Source organism: Hyphomicrobium sp. (genome assembly GCF_019753045.1).
Lineage (GTDB): Bacteria > Pseudomonadota > Alphaproteobacteria > Rhizobiales > Hyphomicrobiaceae > Hyphomicrobium_B.
Genome location: NZ_JAIELN010000002.1, coordinates 140,357 through 163,718, shown reverse-complemented (window position 1 = coordinate 163,718; position 23,362 = coordinate 140,357). Strand labels below are relative to the sequence as shown.

At 58.5% G+C, this 23,362-nt stretch carries 22 protein-coding genes; 14 read left to right on the top strand and 8 right to left on the bottom strand.

Annotated features, from left to right (window positions below; translation table 11 throughout):
• Positions 1-3: 3 nt before the first annotated feature.
• Genes K2Q04_RS01280 through K2Q04_RS01265 form a run of 4 tightly spaced genes read right to left on the bottom strand, consistent with a single transcriptional unit; the run spans position 4 to position 3,999 of the window.
• On the bottom strand, positions 4-1,038 hold the full coding sequence (locus K2Q04_RS01280) for a glycosyltransferase (protein ID WP_291158175.1): 1,035 nt from the start codon (positions 1,036-1,038) through the stop codon (positions 4-6).
• A 34-nt stretch (positions 1,039-1,072) separates the two neighbouring features.
• Positions 1,073-1,822, bottom strand: a complete 750-nt coding sequence (locus tag K2Q04_RS01275) for a methyltransferase domain-containing protein (RefSeq protein ID WP_291158172.1) — start codon at positions 1,820-1,822, stop codon at positions 1,073-1,075.
• 44 nt (positions 1,823-1,866) lie between these two features.
• The gene (locus tag K2Q04_RS01270; RefSeq protein ID WP_291158167.1) at positions 1,867-3,135 is read right to left on the bottom strand and encodes an ABC transporter ATP-binding protein; all 1,269 of its coding nucleotides are present in this window, start codon (positions 3,133-3,135) and stop codon (positions 1,867-1,869) included.
• 12 nt (positions 3,136-3,147) lie between these two features.
• The gene (locus tag K2Q04_RS01265; RefSeq protein WP_291158161.1) at positions 3,148-3,999 is read right to left on the bottom strand and encodes an ABC transporter permease; all 852 of its coding nucleotides are present in this window, start codon (positions 3,997-3,999) and stop codon (positions 3,148-3,150) included.
• A gap of 503 nt (positions 4,000-4,502) precedes the next feature.
• Between K2Q04_RS01265 and K2Q04_RS01260 the strand changes: the two genes are divergently transcribed.
• Positions 4,503-5,570: a hypothetical protein gene (locus K2Q04_RS01260; protein WP_291158157.1), complete on the top strand. Its 1,068-nt coding sequence runs from the start codon at positions 4,503-4,505 to the stop codon at positions 5,568-5,570.
• Here K2Q04_RS01260 and K2Q04_RS01255 read toward each other — a convergent pair.
• Positions 5,551-6,594 carry an LLM class flavin-dependent oxidoreductase gene (locus K2Q04_RS01255; RefSeq protein WP_291158154.1) on the bottom strand — a complete coding sequence of 348 codons (1,044 nt, stop codon included), beginning with the start codon at positions 6,592-6,594 and terminating at the stop codon, positions 5,551-5,553. The two genes, K2Q04_RS01260 and K2Q04_RS01255, sit on opposite strands and share 20 nt — an antisense overlap.
• Positions 6,595-6,605: 11 nt before the next feature.
• Positions 6,606-7,274 (bottom strand): TetR/AcrR family transcriptional regulator, encoded by a 669-nt coding sequence (locus tag K2Q04_RS01250; protein WP_291158151.1) that lies wholly within the window; start codon positions 7,272-7,274, stop codon positions 6,606-6,608.
• A 199-nt stretch (positions 7,275-7,473) separates the two neighbouring features.
• Here K2Q04_RS01250 and K2Q04_RS01245 point away from each other — a divergent pair, with 199 nt between their 5' ends.
• From K2Q04_RS01245 to K2Q04_RS01225, 5 genes are all read left to right on the top strand, one after another.
• Positions 7,474-9,507 carry an FUSC family protein gene (locus tag K2Q04_RS01245; RefSeq protein ID WP_291158148.1) on the top strand — a complete coding sequence of 678 codons (2,034 nt, stop codon included), beginning with the start codon at positions 7,474-7,476 and terminating at the stop codon, positions 9,505-9,507.
• Entirely contained in the window at positions 9,504-9,710 is a 207-nt protein-coding gene (locus tag K2Q04_RS01240) for a DUF1656 domain-containing protein (RefSeq protein ID WP_291158145.1), read from the top strand. The genes K2Q04_RS01245 and K2Q04_RS01240 overlap by 4 nt, the downstream gene beginning before the upstream one ends.
• Positions 9,710-10,576 carry an HlyD family secretion protein gene (locus K2Q04_RS01235; RefSeq protein WP_291158142.1) on the top strand — a complete coding sequence of 289 codons (867 nt, stop codon included), beginning with the start codon at positions 9,710-9,712 and terminating at the stop codon, positions 10,574-10,576. Before K2Q04_RS01240 ends, K2Q04_RS01235 begins: the two co-directional genes overlap by 1 nt.
• Positions 10,577-10,722: 146 nt before the next feature.
• A complete protein-coding gene (locus K2Q04_RS01230) occupies positions 10,723-11,613 on the top strand; it encodes a dienelactone hydrolase family protein (RefSeq protein WP_291158139.1) in 891 nt (296 codons plus the stop codon).
• A 91-nt stretch (positions 11,614-11,704) separates the two neighbouring features.
• On the top strand, positions 11,705-12,097 hold the full coding sequence (locus tag K2Q04_RS01225; protein ID WP_291158136.1) for a hypothetical protein: 393 nt from the start codon (positions 11,705-11,707) through the stop codon (positions 12,095-12,097).
• Between the two features lie 159 nt (positions 12,098-12,256).
• Here K2Q04_RS01225 and K2Q04_RS01220 read toward each other — a convergent pair whose 3' ends face one another.
• Complete coding sequence (locus K2Q04_RS01220; protein ID WP_291158133.1) at positions 12,257-13,126, bottom strand: TonB family protein; 870 nt, start codon at positions 13,124-13,126, stop codon at positions 12,257-12,259.
• A gap of 318 nt (positions 13,127-13,444) precedes the next feature.
• On the bottom strand, positions 13,445-15,745 hold the full coding sequence (locus K2Q04_RS01215; protein ID WP_291158130.1) for a TonB-dependent receptor: 2,301 nt from the start codon (positions 15,743-15,745) through the stop codon (positions 13,445-13,447).
• Positions 15,746-16,276: 531 nt separating this feature from the next.
• Between K2Q04_RS01215 and K2Q04_RS01210 the strand changes: the two genes are divergently transcribed.
• From K2Q04_RS01210 to K2Q04_RS01175, 8 genes are all read left to right on the top strand, one after another.
• Positions 16,277-17,686: an HlyD family efflux transporter periplasmic adaptor subunit gene (locus tag K2Q04_RS01210; RefSeq protein WP_291158127.1), complete on the top strand. Its 1,410-nt coding sequence runs from the start codon at positions 16,277-16,279 to the stop codon at positions 17,684-17,686.
• Positions 17,687-17,698: 12 nt separating this feature from the next.
• Positions 17,699-19,669, top strand: a complete 1,971-nt coding sequence (locus K2Q04_RS01205; protein ID WP_291158124.1) for a glycosyltransferase — start codon at positions 17,699-17,701, stop codon at positions 19,667-19,669.
• 362 nt (positions 19,670-20,031) lie between these two features.
• On the top strand, positions 20,032-20,328 hold the full coding sequence (locus tag K2Q04_RS01200; protein WP_291158121.1) for a hypothetical protein: 297 nt from the start codon (positions 20,032-20,034) through the stop codon (positions 20,326-20,328).
• A gap of 12 nt (positions 20,329-20,340) precedes the next feature.
• On the top strand, positions 20,341-20,727 hold the full coding sequence (locus K2Q04_RS01195) for a hypothetical protein (RefSeq protein WP_291158118.1): 387 nt from the start codon (positions 20,341-20,343) through the stop codon (positions 20,725-20,727).
• A gap of 9 nt (positions 20,728-20,736) precedes the next feature.
• Positions 20,737-20,922: a hypothetical protein gene (locus K2Q04_RS01190; RefSeq protein ID WP_291158115.1), complete on the top strand. Its 186-nt coding sequence runs from the start codon at positions 20,737-20,739 to the stop codon at positions 20,920-20,922.
• On the top strand, positions 20,919-22,304 hold the full coding sequence (locus K2Q04_RS01185) for an APC family permease (protein ID WP_291158112.1): 1,386 nt from the start codon (positions 20,919-20,921) through the stop codon (positions 22,302-22,304). The genes K2Q04_RS01190 and K2Q04_RS01185 overlap by 4 nt, the downstream gene beginning before the upstream one ends.
• A 58-nt stretch (positions 22,305-22,362) precedes the next feature.
• Positions 22,363-23,043, top strand: a complete 681-nt coding sequence (locus K2Q04_RS01180; RefSeq protein WP_291158109.1) for a hypothetical protein — start codon at positions 22,363-22,365, stop codon at positions 23,041-23,043.
• Positions 23,040-23,333 carry a hypothetical protein gene (locus K2Q04_RS01175; protein WP_291158106.1) on the top strand — a complete coding sequence of 98 codons (294 nt, stop codon included), beginning with the start codon at positions 23,040-23,042 and terminating at the stop codon, positions 23,331-23,333. The genes K2Q04_RS01180 and K2Q04_RS01175 overlap by 4 nt, the downstream gene beginning before the upstream one ends.
• Positions 23,334-23,362: the final 29 nt, after the last annotated feature.

The window sequence follows — 23,362 nt, the reverse complement described above, 5'->3', positions numbered from 1 at the left end:
GCGCTAAGCCGGGTTTTCGGACGCTACGTTTCGCAGTGCCGACCGCACGGGCTTGTGCTGCACGGAACCATGCGCACGAACGCTCTGCACCGTTCGATAGATTTGCCTCTGATCGCTTGTCATCAATCCGGGCAAGCGCAGCGCCGCGAGCAGCGACAGAAACGTTTCTCGTGTCAGTCTGAGAAGCAGAACGTGCTTGGCTATACGAGCACAGCCAACAGCCGCCGCGCGCGACGGAGCTTCGAAAGCCGCGATGATCTTCGTGTATTGACCGGTGACTGCAAACCCCTCTTCGAAGCTTGCGAAAAGGCGTTTCGCATAAGCTGTCGTCAGCCGCGACGGCGCGATGGCATGCTTGAACCGCAGTCTTTCGCTGAAAATCAATTTGTATCCGGCGCAGGCCACACAAGCGGATATCTCAATATCTTCTCCCGACAGCAGCTTCTCGCCTTTCCGCCCGCTCAGCACGGGAAACCCTGGTAGCGTGTATAGATACGCGATGAGATCTCGCCGCGTGACGAGGCCGGCACCCCAAAGGGCATCAACCTGTCTTTCCGTTTCCGGTTCATCGGGCAGATGCGCAATTCTCGATATCGGAACGCCGACTGCGAATCCCCAGGAGAAGGTATAAAACCAGGGCGGCAGGCCATCCGGGTTCGCCGGAGTCGAGCAGCCGCCTGCCGCCCCGATTGTGGGATCCTGCATGATCCTCACAGCGTTGATCAGGTAGTCTTCGGCGAGCCAATTATCGTCGTCACAGAACAGTATGACGTCAAACGACGCGGCACGCGTTCCAGCGCGGCGCGCGTACGACAAGCCGGCCTGCGATTCCCTGATGATTGTGAAAGCGAAGCGGACGTTTCCGCAATCGTTCCAGGCGGCCTTCGCACGCGCCTCCGTGTCGTCGCTCGAATTATTGTCGACGAGAATGATCTCGACCGGAAATTCCGCTTTGCATCGCGCGAGCGCCTGGATCGTTGGCGGAATACGCTCCGCGCTATTGTGCGCGCAAATAACGACGGAGATGCCGTTCGACACTTCGGTTCCTATCAGGCGATGCGGCCCTCGTACATCAGCGAATTGGCAGCCGCATTCCGAAGCGTTTGCCTACGGATCGGTTGAGCAGGCGCAAATAATGAGACGGGTGATACTTGCCTTGAGAGAGATCCAGATGCCGCTTCGCGATGGGCGAGTCGGGAAAATCCATATGTGATGTCATTTCGGGATGAATGAGGTGCTGGATGCGCGGCTCCTTGCCTGCGTATCCGGGATCGAAGCGCGCGGAAAAGATATTCTGCCGGTACCAAGGCTCGATCATGCTGTCGTTCCAGATCATAGGACGCACATCGTCCCGGCACGCGAAGCCACGCTCGTTGAATAGGGCTTGCCAGTATGTCGGCCAACGGCAATTCACATGATGCTCACCGTGCTGGCCCGGTGCTGCAGCGGAGAAGAATATAACCTCTCCGTGCGTGCAGAGAGTCCGCACCAGCGTAGCCGCCCATTCCTCGTGAAGATGCTCCGCAACTTCGAGACAAAGCACGACGTCGAAACGTCTTCCAAGCCACACCGGTTCGCGTAAGTCAAAGACCCTGATGCGACTGGCTTCGACATGAAGATCTGCCAAATTCGCCGCAACGCCGTCGATACCTAGCACATCATCGATGCCCATCTCGCGCGCGGCACGCAGCCAGTTTCCAACCCCTGCACCAACATCCAGAAGGCTCGAGAATTCGTTCACGGATAGAAGATACGCCAGCGCATGCCTCGCGCCGGAAAGCGAATGCAGGTTGTTCTGGTGGTTGTATGGAATGTCTCTCATGGGAGGATCTCGACGGGATATGATGGTGGGAAAATTCTCACGGCTCAAGCAGCGGGAAGCACGGACGCCGCTTCGGCCGTGCCCCATTCCGCTGGCCAATCAAGGTGACCCACTGCGGATACCGGCGGGCGTAGGACGTGCGCGTCTTCCTCTCCGATGACGAAACTCAAAACATCGATCCTGGCGTCATAGTCCTCGTGCCAATCGCCGAGCCATGCCGACAGGGAATACCGGCCGGAGCGAATTGGTAATCGGCGTGCTTCGCATCGCAGAACTCCGTGCGTGAGGCCTTTGACGATCTTTACGCTTGGATGAAACCGGCTGTTGGAGCCCCAGACGGGCTCGCCGGTATCGGCTCGCAGCACAAGGCCGCCGACTGCGGTGTGCAGCGGCCGGGGCGACACAAAATGGATGTCGACGATCAAGTCGCGTGCGACGAGCGCCTCGCTACTCACCTCGATCGCCGAGATCGCGGGCCGCCCTTTATTCTCATCAAACGAAATCGAATGAGCAGCATCACTCGCACTGACGTATCGCTTGATGACAGCATCGACTGAACTGTCGCATTCGACACGGCCGGTTCTGAGGAGAATGCTTCGGGTACACAGAGCTTTGACTGCTGCGAGGTTGTGGCTGACGAAGATGACTGTTCTCCCTTGTCCCGCGACATCCTTCATCTTGCCGAGACATTTCCTCTGAAATTCGGCGTCGCCAACCGCCAGCACTTCATCGACAACGAGAATTTCCGGCTCCAGGTGGGCCGCGACAGCGAAAGCCAAGCGCACATACATGCCACTGGAGTAGCGCTTCACCGGCGTGTCGAGGAATTTCTCGACTTCCGCGAACGCTACGATTTCATCGAACTTTCGTTCGATCTCGGCGCGCCTCATGCCGAGGATGGCGCCATTGAGGAAGATGTTTTCTCGCCCGGTCAGTTCGGGATGAAAGCCTGTGCCGACTTCCAGCAGGCTCGCGATGCGCCCCTTGATTTCAACCCTGCCGCTCGTCGGTGCTGTAATGCGTGACAGCACCTTCAGAAGCGTCGATTTTCCCGCTCCGTTGCGGCCGATGACCCCGACGACATCGCCGCGCTTGAGCTCGAACGAGACATCCTTCAGCGCCCAGAATTCCTCTATTTCATCACCTGAAATGAGCTGACGGCCCCGCGCAACGTCAACTGCCGTGCGCAAAAATCGCGTTGTCGTGCGCGCCACCACATCACGCAGCGAGCTGTAACGCTCGCGCGGGGCGTGGTGTCCGATGACGTAACGCTTGCCGAGGTGTTCGGCGCGTATGACGACGTCTCTCCTCAACGGAACGAAGCCTTACACGAGATCCGCGAATGCACGTTCGGCGCCGCGAAAGTATCTGAGCCCGTACCACATCATAAAAGCCGTAACGCCGAGGCTCGCCAAAAAACCCGGGATGTAGAGCTGGCTCTCGCCTCCGAGAAGGCTCCAACGAAATCCATCAATAACGCCGACGACCGGGTTGAGACTGTAAAGGAACCGCATATCCGCGGGGATGATCTCGCTCGAGAAGCCCACTGGCGAAACGTAGAGGCCAAACTGGATCGCAAAGGGGATCGCATACCGGACGTCACGGTATTTGACGTTCAGCGCTGTGATGAAGAGCGCCGGTCCAAGGCTCGCCACGACGGCAAACGCAATAAACGCGGGAAGAAACACAATGTGCCAGCCCGGTACAAACTCATACCACGCCATCAAGCCAAAAAGGATTGCGAGGTTGATCATGAAATCGACGAGCGCGACGACACCTGCGGACACCGGCACGATCAGGCGCGGGAAATAGACCTTACTGATCAGGCTGGCGTTGCTTATGAGGCTGTTCGAAGCTTCGCTCAGAATGCTCGAAAACAGGAACCACGGAAGCATGCCGGCGAACACGAGGATGGGATACGGCACATCCCCGTCGCTCGGAAGTTTCGCGAGCTTGCCGAACACGATTGTGAAGATGATCATCGTCACCAGCGGCCGGACGATTGCCCAGGCGACACCCATGACCGTCTGTTTGTAGCGCACCGCGACGTCGCGCCAGGCAAGGATGGCAAACAGCTCGCGATAATGCCAAAGGTCGGACCAGTAATTCCGCTCGGTCCGCGATGCTTCGAGGACAAGAACGCGGGTTTGCTCAGATTGTGAAATAGGACAATCCACTCGCTATCAGCTTGCGATGTTTGGTGAGCACAGACCGCGGTTTTCTGTCTGCCGGCGGGCAGACGATTCCGTCACGTTCATATTTGGCTAGGGAGAAAATCTTCCGAACAACGGGTGAAACATGTTCACCCGCTTTCAGGTCAGCGGCTATTCAACCGCAGATACGAACAATTCTTCATTCGTTCATAGCGCTTGTCGCAGACAACAACCTCTGCGGTCAACCATATTTTGATGCCACCTGTGGACACTCGATCCGCCGGCCCGTCACCGGTTTCAACTTCTGATATGCGAGAATGGCTTCGCTGAACGGCCGTCAGACGGACAAGATCGGCCTTTAAAATAAATTATACGCTGTACACTGAACGTTGGCAAGAATCCGTCAACCCTGCTGAGTAATACCTCTGCAACGATTTATTTCGCGGTCTATTGCTTTCAGAAGCACATCGCATTTTTTGCTAATTTACAGCCCAATCGAGCATTTCTTTAATCAGGAAACTCACCACGTGGCGGCCGACGGTCATAAAGACAATGGCAGCGACACCGTACGGCGGCTTCGCGAGCTGCGCTTTGCGCGACCGGCGGAATCCAGCGAATTCCATACCGAGCAGCGCGACTTTCCTGTTTTTCTCAGCGCCTCTACCGATGATGCACAAGCTGATCCACCAGCCGATGTTGCCCCGGCGCCCGTCACAGCTGGCTCGACCTTTGCCAAAATCTTCGACGGTTGGAGTGTCGACGCTTGGAGAGATCATCTAAGCCAACGCTTCGCCGGACTTTCGTTCGAGCGGTGGCGCCCAAAAAATGCGGAGCTCGCCGCGCGGGTCGCGCTTATTTTTCTATTGGTTCCGCTCGCATTCGCATTCGCGCCAAACCGATTGCCTCGTACGGCGAAAATCGAGCCACCCAATTTCATATTGGAAGATCGCCTGAGCTTTGCCGAGGGCTTGCGGCAACAGTTGGCGTTGCAGACCGTCTCTTTTCACCCGAACCGCGAAGACTTCTCCGCGGTAACAGCTGAGGCAGCGACGACCGAAGCACCGCCGGCCGCTTACGCTGGTTCGGACACTCCTTCGCCGGCGGCCCCCGAGACGGCGGCGGAAACTGCGACGCAAGCAAGCAGCACCGCGTTGCCCGCGATCGTGATGGACGAAAGACGCTGGAGTCTGCCGTTCAACAGTCAGGATTACGCAATCGCCGATTTGCCCGACAGCCCGCAGGCGTCGTTCAAGACGAATGTCGAGTTTGCGAGCTTTCCGGAAGGGTTCGGCGGCATTGCTGCTCAGAACGATGATCCGGCCGTCGGTCCTCTCGTCCAGACCAAGCGTCCCGCTGAAAGCCGGAAAAGCAGGGTCCTTGCCTATTCCCGGCGTGCTCCCCGGATCAATCGGCCGGCGCCGGTTGTTGTCGAAACAGTGATCGTCGAGCAGGAGAAGCCTGCACTTCCTCCGCTGCTCTTTTTCCTGGGTAATCCACCGCCGCCAGAGGAGCCTGTTCTTCAAGCGGAGAAGCCGCCCAAAAGCGAACCGTGGTTGCCACAATCGCTTCAGGATATCATCGGGAAGCAGTACTGAGGCCTTCGCGCGCGATAGGAGCAGCCTCAGTTCCGAGAAGCTCTATCGATTTCAACATCGCTTGGTTTTCCGTTGACGCGGAGCTCATCTGGAACGTGAATCGCGACACGCCGCCGAGATCGGCGCTCGCTTCGATCATCTTCTGCGCAACTGTTTCTGGATCGCCAACCAGGAATGCGCCGCCGGGACCGCACATGGCATCAAACTGAGCGCGCGTGACCGGCGGCCATCCTCGCTCGCGTCCGATTCGGGTGAACATGTGTGACCACCCGGGAAAGAATGTGTCTCTTGCCTCGGCCGAACTCTTGGCGACGAAACCGAGAGCATGAACTCCCACTCTTTGGCGCTCTTCTGGATGACCGGCGCGGCGCCACGCCTCGCGATAGAGATCGACAAGCGGGCGGAAACGGCGAAATTCGCCGCCGATTATTGCAACCATCAAGGGCAACCCGAGGAGACCGGCACGAACGAAGGATTGCCTCGTGCCGCCGACACCCAGCCACACGGGAAGTTCGGATTGATATGGCCTCGGATAGATGCCCTGTCCGGTAAGTTCGGGGCGGAATTTTCCCGACCAATGCACTTGCGTGTTGGCGCGTATCTGCAGCAGCAGTTCGAGCTTCTCGACGAACAACGCATCGTAATCGTCGAAGCGCAACCCGAATAAGGGATAGGCTTCGCCGAACGAACCCCGGCCAACGACCAGCTCGGCGCGGCCTTTTGAAATCAGATCGAGCGTTGCGAACTCTTGAAAAACACGCACCGGATCGGCCGCGCTTAAGACCGTGACGGCGCTCGTCAGCCGGATGGTTTTGGTTCGCGTTGCGGCGGCGCTTAGGATAACGGCTGGCGCTGAATCGAGAAACTCGGGCCGATGGTGCTCGCCGATGCCGAATACGTCGAGCCCAGCCCGGTCGGCCGTTTCGATTTCTTCAATGAGATTGGCGATCCGGCCGGCAGGCGACAGTGTCTCATCCGCGGTGCCCGGCATAATTGCCGCAAAACTGTCGATGCCAACTTCCAAGCCGTCTCCTGTCATCTCTCGTTGCTGGAAAAGATCATGTCGAGTTGTGTTTCAAACATCTCACCGATATCGACCGGATTGGATTTATCCAGAAATTTATTGATGACGATACCTGCCCAAATAGGAGCCAAAAGAAAATGAGGATTCTTGACGAGGCGATCGTCGACGAGTTCTCCCGACTTTTTGGCCGAAAGCGCGAGACGCTTGATCTTCTGCACGAGCGGATCGATCACATCGCGGCGATAAATTTCGACGAGCGCCGGAAATCTCGCGCCCTCCGCAATCACGACGCTGGCGATGTCGGCGCGGCTCTTCTTTTCGATGTTGTGAATGGACGGGACTAGTGTCCGCCGCAAGAACGCTTCGACGCCCTCGCCGGCCGCCTTCTTCGAATCGTCAACATCGATGTGCGCGTGGACGATTTCCTGCTGAACCACAGCCGAGAAGAGCGCCTCCTTGGCTTCGAAGTAGCGATAGATCAGTCCTTTCGCGACGCCCGCGCGCTTTGCAACACTTTCTATCGTGGCATCGGCAAAACCTTTTTCGAGGAACTCCGCCAGTGCCGCATCGACAATCGTCTGCCGCGTTTGGGCCGTTTTCTCGGGGCTCGTGCCGCGGCGGCGAACGACCGGCGCACGGCGGCCAGCCGGACGCGTCTCCTGTTGTGCAGCCTTCTGCATGTGACCTCATGTTCCGCCCGCGCGAGCCTTGGCCGCCGAGCCCTTCGTTTTGCGATTATGACCCATGCATTGGATGCATGCTGAGCGTCATTGCGCACCTTGACAAAAGTGACTGCACGGTCATTTATATGCAACAGACGAAATATTCAAGATCTAACTTTAAGCCGCGAGGTATGCCCTTCGGTTTCTAGGAACTTCGATGGGCTTGCCCACACCACAACAATGGCTGTTCTCCATCAAGACGTTCGCGGCCGCCGTGCTGGCGCTGCTGATCAGTCTTTGGATTGCGCTCCCGAACCCCTACTGGGCCGTTGCCACTGTCTATATCGCGTCCAATCCGCTATCGGGCGCGACGCGATCGAAGGCCATCTTTCGCGTTCTCGGAACGGTGATTGGCGCGACCGCGGCCGTCGTCATGGTTCCCAACCTCGCAAACGCACCGGTCTTGCTCGTGCTCGGCATGGCCATCTGGACAACGGTTTGTCTCTATATTTCTCTGCTCGATCGCACGCCGAGAAGCTACGTGTTCTTGCTCGCCGGCTATACCGCCGCGCTGATCGGCTTTCCGACAGTCGATGCTCCCGACACTATTTTTGATGTGGCGCTGTCGCGTGCGGAGGAAATCATCCTTGGCATCGTCTGCGCCGCCGTGGTTTCGAGCGTCGTGTTTCCTCGGCCTGTCGTTACGGCCGTCGCTCAAAGACTGAAGTCCTGGCTGATGAGCGCCGACGCCAGTTCGCGCGATTCCCTCGAAGCGAAGTCTGGATCTGAAGCCGATGCCCATCGCCTGCGCCTCGCAGCCGATACGGGAGAAATCGAAAATCTCGCGAGCCATCTCAACTACGATGCGGGGGGACATCCGGAACTGCCGCGCCTCATCCAAGAAATTCGGCCGCGAATGCTGATGCTGCTCCCAATATTGTCATCCATTTCCGACGGGATGCGCGAGCTTGCTTCGCTCGGCGGTGCATCACGTGCGGTACATGCTCTTATCGAGCGCACGGAGCGTTGGCTGACACCGGAGCATTCGGCCACGCCGCAGGATGTCGACGTTCTTCGCAAGGATATCGATGCGCGCATTGAGGGCCACCCGGCTTCACGGACGTGGCGAGACCTCATCGAGCTCACGCTCCTGATGCGGCTGCGCGATCTCGTTGCGATCCGCGGCGATTGTCAGCACGTGATGGCTGCCATGGAAGGGAACACCGAGCCTCGTCCGAACGATTTCGCTTACCGGATTGCAGATCTTGCCAATCCAGTGCGCCATCGCGACCGCGGCTTGGCGCTCGCTTCCGCCATCGTCAGCTTCGCGACCATCATCGTGTGCTGCACTTTCTGGATCTTGCTTGCATGGCCGGAAGGCGGAGCGGCAGCCATGATGGCCGCCGTCGCGGGAGCACTGTTTGCGGCTCAGGACAATCCGGTGCCGTCCATTGTGGCCTTCGCCAAGTGGGCCGTGATCGCCGCGATCTCAGCTGGCGTATACGTGTTCGGCATTCTTCCGCACGTGCACAACTTCGAAACACTTGTTCTGGTGTTGGCGCCGGCGCTTTTGACGACGGGGTTGTTCATATCAAAGCCCGAAACGTTGCTGATCGGTCTTTCGCTGGGCATCAATTTCATGGCGACGCTCGGTCTCCAGGTTACCTTCAACGTCGATGCCGCCGCATTCATAAATTTGAGCATCGCAACGACGTCCGGTGTCGGTCTTGCGGCTGTCATGACATCGCTGTTGCGCGCAGTCGGTGCTGAATTGAGCATTCGACGCCTCGCAAAGGCGAACAGGGCGACGCTCTCGGAGATCGCAAATTCCAAAGACTCTTCCGATGATGGGCGTTTGACGGGACTGATGCTCGACCGGCTAGTACTCTTGGCGCCGCGCGCGAAGGCCGCCGGTCACATGCTCCCCGATGCGATCGGTCAATTGCGGCAAGGCTTCAATATCGTCGACCTTCGGCGTGCGCGCTCAGATCTCACGACGTATTCGCGACGCAGAGTCGATGCCGTTCTCATCAGGCTGAAGCGGCACTACCGCGGCGGCCATGAGGCTCAGGGGTCGGATCTTCTGCTGACCGCGATTAACGGCGCCCTCGCGGCCGTGCGCAACGAGCAGGGCACTTCCGCGCGTAAGGCGCTCCTTGGACTTGTCGGCTTGAGGCGCAGTCTCTTCCCGCGAGTTTTGCCGCCGCCCGACTTGCCGGATGCGCCCGAATTTTTGGAGGCTGCCGAATGAACCCAGAGATCAGCATCTTCGGTGTCTTCGTGCCGTCCATTCTTGTTTGCGCCATCGTTGCCTATTTGGGGATGGCCGTCCTCTCACGCTGCCTGCGCTACGCCGGTGTCTACCGCTTCGTCTGGCATCAATCGCTTTTCAATCTTGCTGTTTTTGTTTGCCTGCTCGGCCTGAGCGTTCTGCTTCTTACGAAGGATTACTAATGACTTCCCTATTGGCCAAACTCGGCCGCTTGATCGCAACACTCGTGATTGTTGGGTTCGCCATATTCATCGGATGGCGGCTTTGGGTCCATTATGAACTCGAGCCGTGGACCCGCGACGGACGCGTCCGAGCCGATATCATTGAGATTGCCCCCGACGTATCCGGCCTCGTCACCGAAGTTCTCGTGCGTGACAACCAAGCCGTGAAAAAGGGAGACATTCTCTTCCGCATCGACCGCGACCGTTTTGAGCTGGCACTGCGACAGGCCGAAGCCAATGTCGAGGGCGAGAAGGCGACGCTCGACGCTGCCCAAAAGGATCTCGTGCGTTACCACAACATGAGCAACATCGCGGTAAGCCAGCAGAAGGTCGAACAGGTGACCGCAATCGAAGCCAAAGCCGAAGCGGACCTGCATCGCGCAGAGGCTGACCGAGACGTGGCGAAGCTCAATCTCGAGCGGTCCGAAGTTCGCGCGTCGGTCAACGGTCCGATTACGAACTTCGATTTGAAGCCCGGCAATTACGTTACCGCCGGCAAGGGCGTCGCTGCGCTCATCGATCAGGACTCTCTGCACGTCGACGGCTATTTCGAAGAAACGAAATTGCCGCTCATCCGCGTGGGCAACCGGGCGACGGTCCATATGATGGGTGAAGATCGGGACATCATCGGCCACGTCGAAAGCATCGCAGGCGGTATTGAAGATCGCGACAGAACCGATGGCACGAACCTGCTCGCCAACGTCAATCCGACCTTCAGCTGGGTGCGTCTCGCGCAGCGTATTCCTGTGCGGATCGCACTCGACCATATTCCGGAAGGGTTGCGGCTCGTGGCTGGCCGCACGGCGACAGTGGTTATCAATCCCTAACCAATCGGCTGAAAAGGTTCGGCGCAACGACGCGTAATCTCGTCAGACCGGCCGTCGTCATTCCGCCGCCTCATCGTCCAATATATCGTGAAAAGCCGAAGGGCCCATATCGATGTAGACTGACAGTGTGTGAAAGGAATGCTGATATGGCCGCTCACCCGCAAATCGCCTCGGACTTCATCGGACTCATTCGGCGCGCATATCTTTCGAGGCGGCGCTTTATGACGGCGTCTGCGGCGGCCGCTGCGGGCTACACGCTTGCGGCCGGCCCTGTGCGCGCGAACCCCATCACGACCAGCTCGGCAGGACTAGATACCGGAATTGCAAAAATCGACACGGCGGACGGCGTTATGCCGGCCTATTATGCGAAACCTGCGGGCGCGCATAATCCGCCCATTGTTCTGGTCGCGATGGAGGTCTTCGGTCTTCATGAGTATATCAAGGACGTAGCGCGGCGGCTTGCCAAGCTCGGCGCTTTTGCCGTCGCTCCGGACTATTACTTCAGGCTCGGCGACTTGACGAAGATCAGCGACACCAAAGACCTGATGCCGCTCGTCAATTCGAAGCCCGATGCACAGCTTATCTCCGATTTGGATGCAGCCGTCCGCTGGGCCAAAGCCCAAGGCGGGGACGCAGAGAAGCTCGGCATTTTAGGATTTTGCCGTGGCGGCCGCACCGTGTGGGTTTATTCCGCCACCAATCCGGACGTGAAGGCAGGGGTGGCATTCTACGGTTCCCTCGTCGACCCCGCCGGGCAAAAAGGGCTGTGGCCCAAGAGTCCGATCGAGCTGGCTTCCGAGATGAAGGCGCCGGTCTTGGGCCTTTACGGGGGCGACGATCAGGGAATCCCGCCGGAGCAAGTGGATATGATGAAGGCTGCGTTAGCGGCTGCGGGCAAAACCGCCGAATTCAAAATCTATCCGGGCGCGCCCCATGGTTTTCATGCTGATTACCGTCCCAGTTACCATGAGGCGGCCGCCAAGGATGCGTGGATACAGGCTGAAAATTGGTTCAAGCGATGGAAGGTTCTGCCCTGAACCCTTTCATTTGAAATGGTGGTGCACTGCCGGAACTTAGAAGTCCGGTCCCGGTTTTTCGAGATAGAGGCACAAACTGATGAGGTCAGACATGTGCGACTATTCTCTAGAGATGTTTCAGAGCAGGCCGGCCCGACGGGGCGAAGAGTACATCAGCAATAAGTTCCCGAGCGGTACCGTGGGTTTTGTAGCCCGCGGTGATCAGTCGGTCGCTATTTGCATGGCGTGCGACATGGAACTCCAACTTTCCGGCATTTCCTCGTTCATTCAAGAGCATGCAGACGTATCGGACCGGGAACTGACGACGTTCACGCAGGTGGACGGTCCATTCCACCGGGACGCCGTCCGCTTCAGTAATGGCCGGGTGATAACGCTTCAGGCCCTCGGACCAGGCGTCGTGGCGCGTGTTTGCGATACGCAAATCGAGCGTCCGCTGACATTGCCCACGAGCGAAACAGCCGAGAAGGAGGAAGCCCTCGTCTAGAAATAGGCTCCAGGCTTCAACAAGAATTACCGAGAGCACCCGAGCCATTCGGGTGCTCTCGTCGTTTCTGGTTTAGGTTCGGTGTACGGAGATGGCCGTATTTGCTTAAACGCGGCCAGCCCCGTTTGAGGGCGTATTTGCCGGCCGACAGTCCTGACGTCAGCGGAAAAAGAACGGAATGACGTACGCGAGTTGCGTTGGCGACAGGCCGGAAGGCGGTTCGCCGAATGGGGCTGCCCGGCGCACGGCATCCAGCGCAACTTCATCGAGCTTGGCGCTGCCCGACGATTCCGAAAGTCTGACGTATCTCAATTCGCCCGACGCATCGATGCCGAACGACACGCGAACCGTCCCGCGTAAACCGTTCCCGGACGGTTTGTTGCGCTCCACTTGTGCGCGGACGCCAGCAGCGTAGCTCAGAGCGTTACCAGCGCTGGCGGAAACGCGGCCATCGACAGCGGCATGGGCCGTGCTCGACCGCGACGCCGAGCTGCCCGCGACCTGCTGATGCGATTGAGCCTGCTCGATCTTGCGCTCTTTTTCGACCTTCTCTTCCCGCTTGGCCTTTGCGGCGGCGTCCTCTTTGGTCTCGATCTCTTCGGGCGCTTCTTCGACCGGGTTTTCAGAGATCTCTTCGGCCTTGATGGCGCTGGACGCGTCAGGCTCGCCGCCGCCGCGCAGAACCGGCAACGGCTCTTCTGTCGGCGCGAGTGCCGACGGCGTCACGTCGGCGACCTTGATCGGCTTCGGCGGGGGCTGGTCGGTGAGAGGCGTTTCCTTAATTTCCGTCAGTTCCTGAGGCGCGGATTCCGCCGCTTGCACGCTTCCGGCCTGGGAGTCTGCAGAAGCCGCGGACGCCATATCGACCTCGTGGGAAGAGATCGACTCGAGAACGATCGATTGGGTGGTGGAGAGACTGAACGTATCGGACTTGCTCGACAGCGTACCGAACTGCTCGCCTGCGTCGCCCGACATGACCGACGCAATCGCTGCCGCGTGGACGGCTGCGGAAACGATGATTGTGGCCATCAGGATCTTGCGCGACTCGCGTTGCGCAGGCTGGGGTTCGACCGGCGCTTTTGCCACTGCTACCGGTGCACGATCCTGTGCCCTCCGCTCGTTGCCTGCGGCCTTGTCGAAAGCAAACGGGACGACGTTGCCTTGTGTGGGCCAAGGTTCGAACGCGCGGGGTTGGAAGTCCGACGAGCGCGTTTCTCGCGGCCGACGATCGTGGCGTTCAAGGAACGTCAATTTCGCTCGTCTCCCTGGTGAACCCTGCTTTGTGCGAAACACCGGCAGAGCAGAACCCCGCCGGTGAGTAGTTTCTCGATGTCGTTCAACGACCGATCAGAACTGCGCCTTGGCCGTCAGGAAGAAGGTGCGGCCCATTCCTGAAGCGTTGCAGCCCGGAAGATTCGAGCCGTAGCAGTTCGGGCCATCGAAGAATGGCGTGCTCAGCGCGCCTGTGTATTCTTTGTCGAAGACGTTGTTGATGTTGAACCCAACCTCCAACGTCTCGGTGACTTTGTAGCTCGAGAAGAAATCTACGAGCGTGTACCCAGGCATGAATTGGCTGGCGTAAAAGCCTCCGACATTTTGCGTGCCGACGTCGCTTTCGGAGAAGTAAGAGATCCGGCCACCAAGAGTCACCCTTTGGTCGAGCAGGCGCACGCCGCCTGAAGCGACAACCGTGTGCTCGGGAAGGTAGCTATGAGCGCCGAGGCCATCCGTTTGTGCCGGCAGATCGGTATGTGTGTAGGTATAGCTGAGACCCGCGAAGACATAGCCGGCATCGTATGTTCCCTGCAGTTCGACACCCTGAACAGTCGAATTGCCGGGCGTATTGCAGAAGTACATCTGGCCGCCCGTCGTGGCGCATGCGGCGACGTAGTCTTCGACGTCCATCTGATAATAATCGACCTTCATGCGGAAGGCGTCGGTGGGCGTGAAAATTCCGTCCTGCTTGATGTTGGCGCCGACTTCGATGCCCCGCTGGCTTTCCGGACCAAGAAACGGATTGGGCACGAACGAAATTCTTCCGCCGCCGCCCGGATGGTTGCCGCCGATGAACAGCTCCGCAGCGGTCGGCGAGCGCATGGTCTCGGAATAGGTGATGTAAGGCTGCAGCCAATCGGTGACCTGCGCAGCGAGCGTCACCTTCGGGTCGAAGGCTCCGCCGTCTTTATCCACTTTGTAGGGGCCAGGATCGACGCCGGGGGGCAATGGGACCGCGGGTGCAGTGCCGCTGCCATTGATACCGTACATATCGTACTTCAGACCGACGATCAGATCGAAGATGCCCTTCGAGAAGGTCGTTTCGGAGAATACGGCGCTCTTTGATTTGTAGCCCGACGGATTGACGCCGCCAGCCGCCGCAGGCTGAAAGCGATTGTAGGCTTCGACGTTATCGCCGAAGAATTCGTAGCCGTACTCCGACTTCACGCGAATGCCGCCAAGATAGAAGCGCGAGATATTCGAGATATCCATGCCAAGACCCGTATCTTCGATAACGCGGCCCCAGGCAGTCCCCTTCGGCGGGGTTCCGACGGTCGGCGTGGCATCCGCCCCGTACTTCATCGCAACGTCGTTGTAGTAACCGTTGAGCCTGAAATCGATCAGGTCGTTGCCTTTCGGATTGTACGCGTACTTGGCCGTGTAGGTTTGCTGGCGAACATTCTGATTATACGAGTTGGCGAAGAAGTCGTTGTCGTAGATCACGCCGCCGAAACGCAACGTCTGATCATCGGTGGGCCGCAGGTTCACTTTGAACAGGCCTGACGTGAGGTCCTGGCCTGTTTCCGGAATTACTACTCCGTCGCCATTTTTGTAGTTGCCTGGGTCGCGATGGCTGATGGCAGCAGCAATGCCGATGCCGCGCGTTTGTGCTGCGGCTGCAGCCGTTTCGGAGAAGCCGACATTATTGCTTCCCCAGGTGGTCGTTACAAAGCCGCCGACATTCTGGCCCGGCCGGAGGATGTCTTGGACGTCGAGCGTCCGGAGATTTGCAACGCCTGCAAGCGCGCCGGTTCCACCAGCGGTCGTCACGGCGCCGCGCGCGATGTCCATGCCCGCGACAAGACCCGGATCGATATAAGTGAAGCCCTGTGCTTCGTGGCCGGTGAATCCGAAGTTCTGCTGCACGCCGTCAATCAACGTATTCACGCGGCCGGATCCTTCGAAGCCGCGAATGTTGACAGCCATACCGGCATTCTGCGGGTTCATTCGCGTGAACGTGCCCGGCTGGGAGCGGAGTGCGTTATTGAGATCCGTTCCGCCGTATGTGTTCAGGTCGCTTGACGTTACGACGCTGATTCCAGCTGGCGTATTGTAGGGAACGTCTGACGGCGCGACGCCTGCGCCCTCGCTGGCGGCCGGCGGCGGAGCAACAGACTCCGACTGAGCAGCCTGAACGGGCTTCGGCTTTGGCTTGCTTTTCGGCGCGCTGGCTTTCTTCGCTTGAGCGCCCTGGACATTGATGCCCGGCAACTGCGTTTCCTGCGCGAATGCCGTGCCAGCCAGCGTCAGCGCTGCGGCCGATGCCGTGAGCGCGAGAGCGGCTTTACCGAATGATCCGCGCGCGTGAGACGGCCCGGACGCCCCGACACGTATTGATCTCGAACTGATTACATCAAACCCACGCACAGCCATCGCCATAGTCCCCCATGTTTCCCAATTGTTACGGGCTGGCTGGCTGGGCGCTGTTTGCGCTCAAGGCGGGCTTGCCTCCTCCCCTTGCGGAACCTCCCCCCGGGAGGCGCACACAATGAAGACCCGGCCTCAGACCGGGATGATGCACATTATTAAAGTGTACGACGTTAGTCAACAAATGACGAAAACGCCGGTTTCTATAGGAAATTTCGACTTTCTGGTATCCCGCGAAACCGGCTTGGTGGCGCTCCTGCCGACTCAGAAGCCGGTGGAGACGGTTGTAGATCGGCTAGTCCTGATGGCCTTCGGTCGGGAGAGATAGATGGCGCGGTGCGCGTGCATCTACGCTTTGCAAGGATCTGAACGTCTCTCTTTCGGTCGTCCGTAAGAAGTAATTAAATCAAATCCTCAGCATAACGTTATCCATTTGCATTTACCGTATGCGGTGCATCATCCAAATGGATCGCGTGGCCCATGTCGTCGAATCCCTTCCCTGGCAAAGCAGTTAGCTCCCGGTCTCCAAGGCTGCTCGTGTCAGCGTTGCCCGAGTCGCCGGACGTTGCTGAACTCGAAGCGGCGCGGGAGAGCGAGTTCACGACGGACGTCCAAATCGCCTATCTCGAATCCGTCGCAAAAAACTGGCGGAACGGCAGCCCGAGCGAACATCCGGAACCCAGCGTCACGCCGGTTGCCGAACCCGCCGAGAAGCCCGCGAAGGCCGCCAGAACCGTTTCGTTGCCAGCCAATTTCCGGCCCGCGACAATCATCAAATCTCTCGTGGCGATCGCTCTCGCGTTGGGACTTGGCTGGCTGCCAGTTCAGCGCTTACTCGCAACGACAAGCACCGAAGCGGTCGTCAATGCACGGGTGATAACGCTCAGGGCCCCGATCGAGGGCGAGGTCAGCATGGCGGACGCCGACACCGATGTCGGCAGCATGTTCCGTGTCGATCAAAACATTCTCGTCGTCCGCAATCCGCGGGCCGACTCCTCGCACCTTGCGAACCTGATGAGAGATCGCAACCAACTCAGAACGACGATCGGCGCGCTCGAAGGAAAGAAGCAGCTTCTCCTTGCCAGCCTCAATGAACTCTCGCTGCAGCAGGAGCGCTTTCGCATCGGGCGCATCGAACAGCTCGAGCAACGGTTACGCCAGGCGGACACGGATATGGCGGCCGCAGAGGCGCAGCATTCCGTTGCGTCGGATGCGCTGAAGAGAGCCGAAACCTTGCGCAAGACAGACGCCGTGAGCCAGGCATTTCTCGATAAGGCCGCCGGCGACGCCCGTGTCGCGGAGCAGACGGTCAAAGGACACGCCGAGCGCCTCAAGGGCATGCTCGTCGAACTCGAAGCCGCGAAGAAGGGAACGTACGTCGGCGACAGCTATAACGATACGCCTCAATCCGCACAGCGGAAGATGGAAGTTTCGCTCGAGCTGTCCGACGTGCAGGCGCGTCTCGTCGGCACCAGGGCCGAGCTCGAAAGCCTCGACGCGGAACTCGTCAAGGAACAAGGGCGCCGCGACGAACTTGCGAAAGTCGAGATCCGCTCAACCGTAAACGGGCGCGTGTGGGAAATGCTGACTGCGCCGGGCGAACACGTCAATGCCGGTCAGGATCTCGTGAAGCTTCTCGATTGCGGAAGCGCGCTGGTGACGGCGAGCGTCAGCGAAACCGCCTATCAAAGACTGGCTGTCGGACAGACGGCGACATTCAAACCGCGAGACGGGGGAGAAGAGCTGACGGGCACGCTCGTCAGCTTGAACGGTCTCGCAGCCGTCGCATCCAACAGCGCGATCCAGCAAAATGCGCTCAGTCGCGAACCCTATCACGTCACCTTGCGCTTCCCGGATCTCCTGAAGCACGCCGACTGCCGCATCGGGCGGTCGGGGCTCGTGCAATTCGACACCGCCAGCGCGGCTGCCTTCTCCGGCATGCATTGAGCGGGCGCCGGCATGACGTCCGCTTCAGGAATGAGCTATCTCGATGCGTTGATGCCGGCATTGATCATCGGCTTGCTTGCGGCGGCGATACTTCCGTGGGTCAACCGAAACAATACGGTAGTCAGAACTGTCGCCATCGTCATCTGCGTCGGCCTCGGCTGGCGGTACATGACGTGGCGGATGTTCAACACCATCCCTTCCGTGAGCAATCCGGTCGACTTCATGGTCGGCTTCCTCTTCACGGCCGTCGAAGCCATCACCATGGTCGGCGCCACGGCATCGCAGATCTTCCTGACACGCACGCGCAACCGCACCGCAGAAGCCAACCGGAACGTTCCGAAGTTGCTCGCCCTGCCGAAGCTGCCGAAAGTCGACGTTCTCATCTGCACCTATAACGAAGACGAGAACATTCTCGAGCGCACGATCATCGGAACGCTGGCGATCAACTATCCGAACTTCCGGGTGTGGGTTTGCGACGACGGGCGCAGGCCGTGGCTACAGGCGCTTTGTGAGCGCCATAACGTCGGTTATCTGACGCGGAACGACAACGCGCACGCGAAGGCCGGCAACATCAACGCGGCATTGAAGAAGCTTGCCGCGCTCGACGAGAAACCGGATTTCATCTCGATCCTTGATGCCGATTTCGTGCCGCTCCCCGAATTTCTTACACGGGGGCTGTCTCTCGCGCTCGACTCCACCGTGGGTGTCGTGCAGACGCCGCAGCACTTCTTCAATCCAGATCCCATCCAAAGCAATCTGGCATTGACCCGCGTGTGGCCGGACGAGCAACGCTTCTTCTTCGATATCGTCATGGCGTCGAAGGACGCCTGGGGTGCCGCATTCTGCTGCGGAACGTCATCGATCATCAGGTTCGACGCGCTGCAAAGCATTGGCGGTTTCCCGACCGATTCCGTGACCGAAGATTATCTCGTGTCGCTGCGCCTGCGTGAGAAAGGTTTCGGCACGGTCTATTTGAACGAAGTGCTTTCGCTCGGTCTCGCGCCAGAAGGGCTTGCGGAGTACACCGGTCAGCGCGCCCGTTGGTGCCTCGGCTTCGTGCAGATCTGCCGTGGCCCAAGCGGTCCGTTGAAAATCGGGAACGGGCTTCCTTTCGTCGATCGCATTATGCTCTGCGAGACGTTCTTGCACTGGTCGGCGACCCATCTATTTCGCGTGCTCAGCGTCATCGTGCCGGCGCTCTACCTGCTACTCGGGATCGAAGCGGTTCACGCCAACGTCATCGATGCGATCTGGTATCTCGCACCGTTTCTTGCCGCGCAAATTGGTATTTTCCTATGGCTGACCGACGGGCGCGTGATTCCGCTGATGTCAGATCTCTATCAAATGCTGTGCTCGACCGAAGTCTTGAAGGGCGTCGTATCCGGACTTCTGAGACCGAAGGGTCAGAAGTTCAAAGTGACCGCCAAGGGGGGCGATCGAAGCAAGCAATTCATTCAATGGCCGCTTCTTCGAATATTCGGTGTTTTGCTCGCCTTGACCGCAATCGGAATTGCCAATGCCTTTCTTATCGATCCATCTCGGCCGCTCGCTGAATCCAGCGCCATCGCGCTGTTCTGGAGCTGGTACAATATCATCGTCCTCACTCTCTGCTGCTACGTTTGCAGCGAACAGCAGCAGCGACGCAACGGCGAGCGGTTCGATGTTCGAGTGCCGGTGACGATAAGCGCCGGCGGAGTTTCGTACGAATTCTACGCTTCGGACGTTTCAGTCAGCGGCATCCATCTTGTCGGAGAACCGCCCTTACGTATCGGAAGTCCCGTTCGCGTGCGCTTTGCGGACGTTTCGATCGACGCCTGCATCCGACGGAAGACGGAGCACGGATTCGGTCTCGAGTTCGAGAATTCCGCACAGTCGAAAGCGCATCTTCTGAGGTTCATTTTTTCCGGCCGAACCTCCACGTCGGTTGGCAAGATCAAACCTCATCTCGTTGCGACAGCATTAGCCGCACGCATTCTTCGATGAATATCCGCGGCCTCAGAGCTTTGAATAAAAAAGCTCAAATGCGAGGCATGCTGACCAGCAATTAAAAGTCACGTTGCTTAAACTCACGTCGCGCGTTTGCGGTGCACTCGCGCTAAGTGCATGATTTTATTGATTATGCATGCTGCTGTGCAGCATGATTTTGCGCACCGCATCATCGAATTCATGTTTCGTCATACGAAAAAATGTTGACGACGAGCCGCCTCCCTGCGTCACTAAATGTCGCAGCAAGTAACCCACTCTAAGGGGCGAGCGGACGTCGAGCCGATCCCGGCATTGATCGCATCAATGCTTCGATCGGCAAATTGCGATCGACAAGCGCCCCAACGCTAAAAGGAGGGAAAATGCAAAAGTTGAATACCGATCCTCGCATCGCCGGCAAATTCTCCGGTGACCGCGCATGGTCACTGGTTGCGGTTGCCGTTCTGTGGGCGCTCTACGCCTTCGTCTTCGTTGAAGTGAAAGACTACCTGGGCGACCCGCAGGTTGTTTGGACGCTCGCAGTCTTTGGCGGGCTCGTCCTTCTATTCAATACCGCCGCCATCTTGGCGATGGTCGCGCATCTCAGTGAGGAGCGTGAAGAAATCTACGGGCTAGATCTGCACTACATCGATCTAGCGAAGAAAAAATCTTACAGCTGATAGGTGGGAACCGTGGAAAAGCCTCATTACGAACCTCCAAAACAATCTGCTTTCGGGCAGCTTTTCGACAGTCTCTTCCTACTCGTACTCGTGTTCGCCGCTCTCTTCACTCCTCTCTACCTGAAGCTCGCCGGCGGCGGCAAAGTCGATGTTACGGTTGCCGACAAGTCGACGTGGGCCGGACTCGGCCAGAATGCAGTGCAATCTGCACAATGGGAAAAGCTCGGCTTTCATCCGGACACCGCTGCTCCGCTCATCACGTCAAGATTTGATTACAGCTTCAGCCCGCTTGAACTCGCCATCACTGCAATCGTCGTGATCGGCTATTTCATGCTGCTGTTTGCGTTCTCGAAGAGAGAATACATCGAAGTCATCGAAGAACGTTTCGGCAAAAAGTGAGTCTCCTAAATGGATAATTGGCAACTCCTCGAATACGGGGCCTGGGCCCTGTCGATCTTGCTTGGTCTCTACATGCTCTTCGATACGATCAAGACCAATCGTGCATACAGTGAAGACCTTCTGACTTCCTCCAAGGAAGGCGAAACCGATGATGCGCTCGTCATCGACCCACCACATCAAGGGGGACATAAGTGACTCAAACAACTGCTGTTCACGGAGAGAAAATTTCTCTTCTCCGCGTGCTGGGCCCCGCGCATGTGTGGGCACTAGGCGTCGGTATCGTGCTCGTCGGCGAGTACATGGGGTGGAACTTCGCCGTCGGCAAGGGCGGCGCCATCGCCGCTCTTATCGCCTGCTGGGCTGCAGGCCTTCTTTACACCTGCGTCGCCATGATCGACTCGGAAGTGACGTCCACCGTCGCTGCCGCTGGCGGTCAATATGCGCAGTCGAAACACATCATCGGACCGTTGATGGCGTTCAACGTCGGCCTCTACCTCGTGTTCGCATACACGATGCTTGAAGCCGCGAATGCCATCACGCTCGGCTATCTCGTCCAAACAGTGGGACAAATGGCCGGATTCGCGGAAGCTCACGACAAGCCGTTCATCGTCTTGACTATCGTGTTTTTGGCCTGGCTCAACTACCGGGGCGTCTACGCGACCTTGACGGTGAACCTGATCCTCACCGCCATTGCGTTCATCGCCGTCGTCATCCTGTTCATGGGTGTGAAGCCGTGGTCCACCGAGTTGCTCAACCATAAGGAAATCCTGAACGGACTCCCATATGGCTGGATCGGCGTCCTGGCATCACTGCACTTCGGTCTCTGGTACTATCTGGGTATCGAAGGAACGTGTCAGGCGGCCGAAGAAGTCCGGTCACCGGCACGATCTCTGCCGCTCGGAACGATGACCGGCATTATGACGCTGCTCATCGCCGCAACGATGACGTGGTACCTCTGCTCAGGCTTGATGCCGTGGGAATACCTCGGCCAAGCAACGACGCCGCTATTCGATGCCGCACGGCTGACGAACTCGACGCCGTTGATGGTGCTGCTCTTCATCGGCACGATGTTCTCGACGCTGGCTTCGGCTAACGGCTGCATCAACGACGCATCGCGAGCATGGTTCTCGATGGGTCGCGACCGGTACCTGCCGACCTGGTTCGGCGCCGTGCATCCGAAGAACAGGACGCCATTCCGGGCGATCGTGTTCCTCGTGCCTGTGGCGTTGATCTTCGCGTACTTCGCGCCGCTTGATCAGGTGATCACATTCTCGATCCTGTCAGGTCTGCTCGAATACACGTACATGTCGATCCAGGTGATCTTCTTCCGGCGGATGTGGCCGCTTGACTCGATCAAGCGCGGATACGTGCATCCGTTCCATCCGCTGCCGGCTCTTGTGCTACTGGCTATCTGCTCCACGACGTACTTCGCAGTGTTCCTCGGGTATGGCACCCAGCTCGTCGCGATGATGGTGTTCTTCATCGTCGCTTCGCTCTGGTTCCATTTCCACCGCTACAAGTACGTTCGCCGCGGCGACCAGTTCACGATGAACTGGCCGCGGCCGGTAGGTTACTGAGGTCCCAAGGTGGCGCATCTTCGCGATGCGCCACCTCTTTTTCGAGTGAGAACCATTCATGCCTCCTGAACTCGCTGCTTTGCTGTTGGCCGCGGCAGTTTCAATTCTCGTCCTGTTCGGTCGCCGCGAGGCGCGAGTGGCCGCAGCCGCCCGTCATTCCATGCTCGATCCTTCCCTGAACGTTCTCGAAACGCCGAAGGTCGAAATCGACCCTTGCGGCTTTCCGAAGATGGAAGGGAAATTTCGCGGACGCTCGTTCCGCGTCTCGCTCGTTCCCGACACACTGACGTTTCGCCGCTTGCCGCAGCTTTGGCTCGACGTCACCTTGAAGCGCAAACTGCCAGTCGAGGGGAGCGTCGCAATCCTCGTCCGACAATCGGGCGCGGACTATTTTTCGCTAACCGACCACTTCAACGAACGGCTGGCGCCGCCTGAAAACTTTCCGGACGTGTGCCTTATCAGGGGCGATGGCCCGGGCGCCCGTCACGTTCTCGATCGGATCGCGCCTTACGTGGCGACCCTTCTTCGCGACCCCCATTTCAAGGAAATCGCCGTCACCCCGCGCGGCGTCCGCATCATGCGCCAGCTTGCGGAAGGCAAGCGCGGCGCCCATCTCATTCTCCGGCAAATCGTCTTCGAAGGCGCGCAACTCGACCCTGAAGGGCTTGAGGACATCATCGCGGCGGTGCTCGAAATCGAGTACCTCCTTCTCAACGTCAAGCTGGAGTCTGCCGCATGAATGCACTGCAAGTCGAGCGCAAGCCGATGAACCCCTATCTGGTTCTCGCTCTCGCCATCGTGCTCCCCGGCATGGGACACGTCGCAATTGGCCAACAGCAGCGCGGATTTATGTTCGCGATGTTTACGCTGCTGCTGGCGCTCATCACCTGGCAGATCGCCCCGCCGGACAGGTCGATAATCGGGCGATTCGCATTGGGGCTATTCGTCTGGGCGCTTTCGATACCGGACGCCTACAAGCTCGCGCGGGTCCAATACGAACAGTGGAAATCGAAGGGGTTCCGGGGCTAAATATGGGGCTCCGGCAATGGAGCCTACCC

Coding starts and splice junctions, on each gene's coding strand:
- K2Q04_RS01175 (WP_291158106.1), top strand. CDS start 23,040: ATGAATGCACTGCAAGTCGAGCGCAAGCCGATGAACCCCTATCTGGTT.
- K2Q04_RS01220 (WP_291158133.1), bottom strand. CDS start 13,126: ATGGCCACAATCATCGTTTCCGCAGCCGTCCACGCGGCAGCGATTGCG.
- K2Q04_RS01250 (WP_291158151.1), bottom strand. CDS start 7,274: ATGCAGAAGGCTGCACAACAGGAGACGCGTCCGGCTGGCCGCCGTGCG.
- K2Q04_RS01235 (WP_291158142.1), top strand. CDS start 9,710: ATGACTTCCCTATTGGCCAAACTCGGCCGCTTGATCGCAACACTCGTG.
- K2Q04_RS01230 (WP_291158139.1), top strand. CDS start 10,723: ATGGCCGCTCACCCGCAAATCGCCTCGGACTTCATCGGACTCATTCGG.
- K2Q04_RS01275 (WP_291158172.1), bottom strand. CDS start 1,822: ATGAGAGACATTCCATACAACCACCAGAACAACCTGCATTCGCTTTCC.
- K2Q04_RS01205 (WP_291158124.1), top strand. CDS start 17,699: ATGACGTCCGCTTCAGGAATGAGCTATCTCGATGCGTTGATGCCGGCA.
- K2Q04_RS01215 (WP_291158130.1), bottom strand. CDS start 15,745: ATGGCTGTGCGTGGGTTTGATGTAATCAGTTCGAGATCAATACGTGTC.
- K2Q04_RS01190 (WP_291158115.1), top strand. CDS start 20,737: ATGGATAATTGGCAACTCCTCGAATACGGGGCCTGGGCCCTGTCGATC.
- K2Q04_RS01240 (WP_291158145.1), top strand. CDS start 9,504: ATGAACCCAGAGATCAGCATCTTCGGTGTCTTCGTGCCGTCCATTCTT.
- K2Q04_RS01225 (WP_291158136.1), top strand. CDS start 11,705: ATGTGCGACTATTCTCTAGAGATGTTTCAGAGCAGGCCGGCCCGACGG.
- K2Q04_RS01180 (WP_291158109.1), top strand. CDS start 22,363: ATGCCTCCTGAACTCGCTGCTTTGCTGTTGGCCGCGGCAGTTTCAATT.
- K2Q04_RS01245 (WP_291158148.1), top strand. CDS start 7,474: ATGGGCTTGCCCACACCACAACAATGGCTGTTCTCCATCAAGACGTTC.
- K2Q04_RS01200 (WP_291158121.1), top strand. CDS start 20,032: ATGCAAAAGTTGAATACCGATCCTCGCATCGCCGGCAAATTCTCCGGT.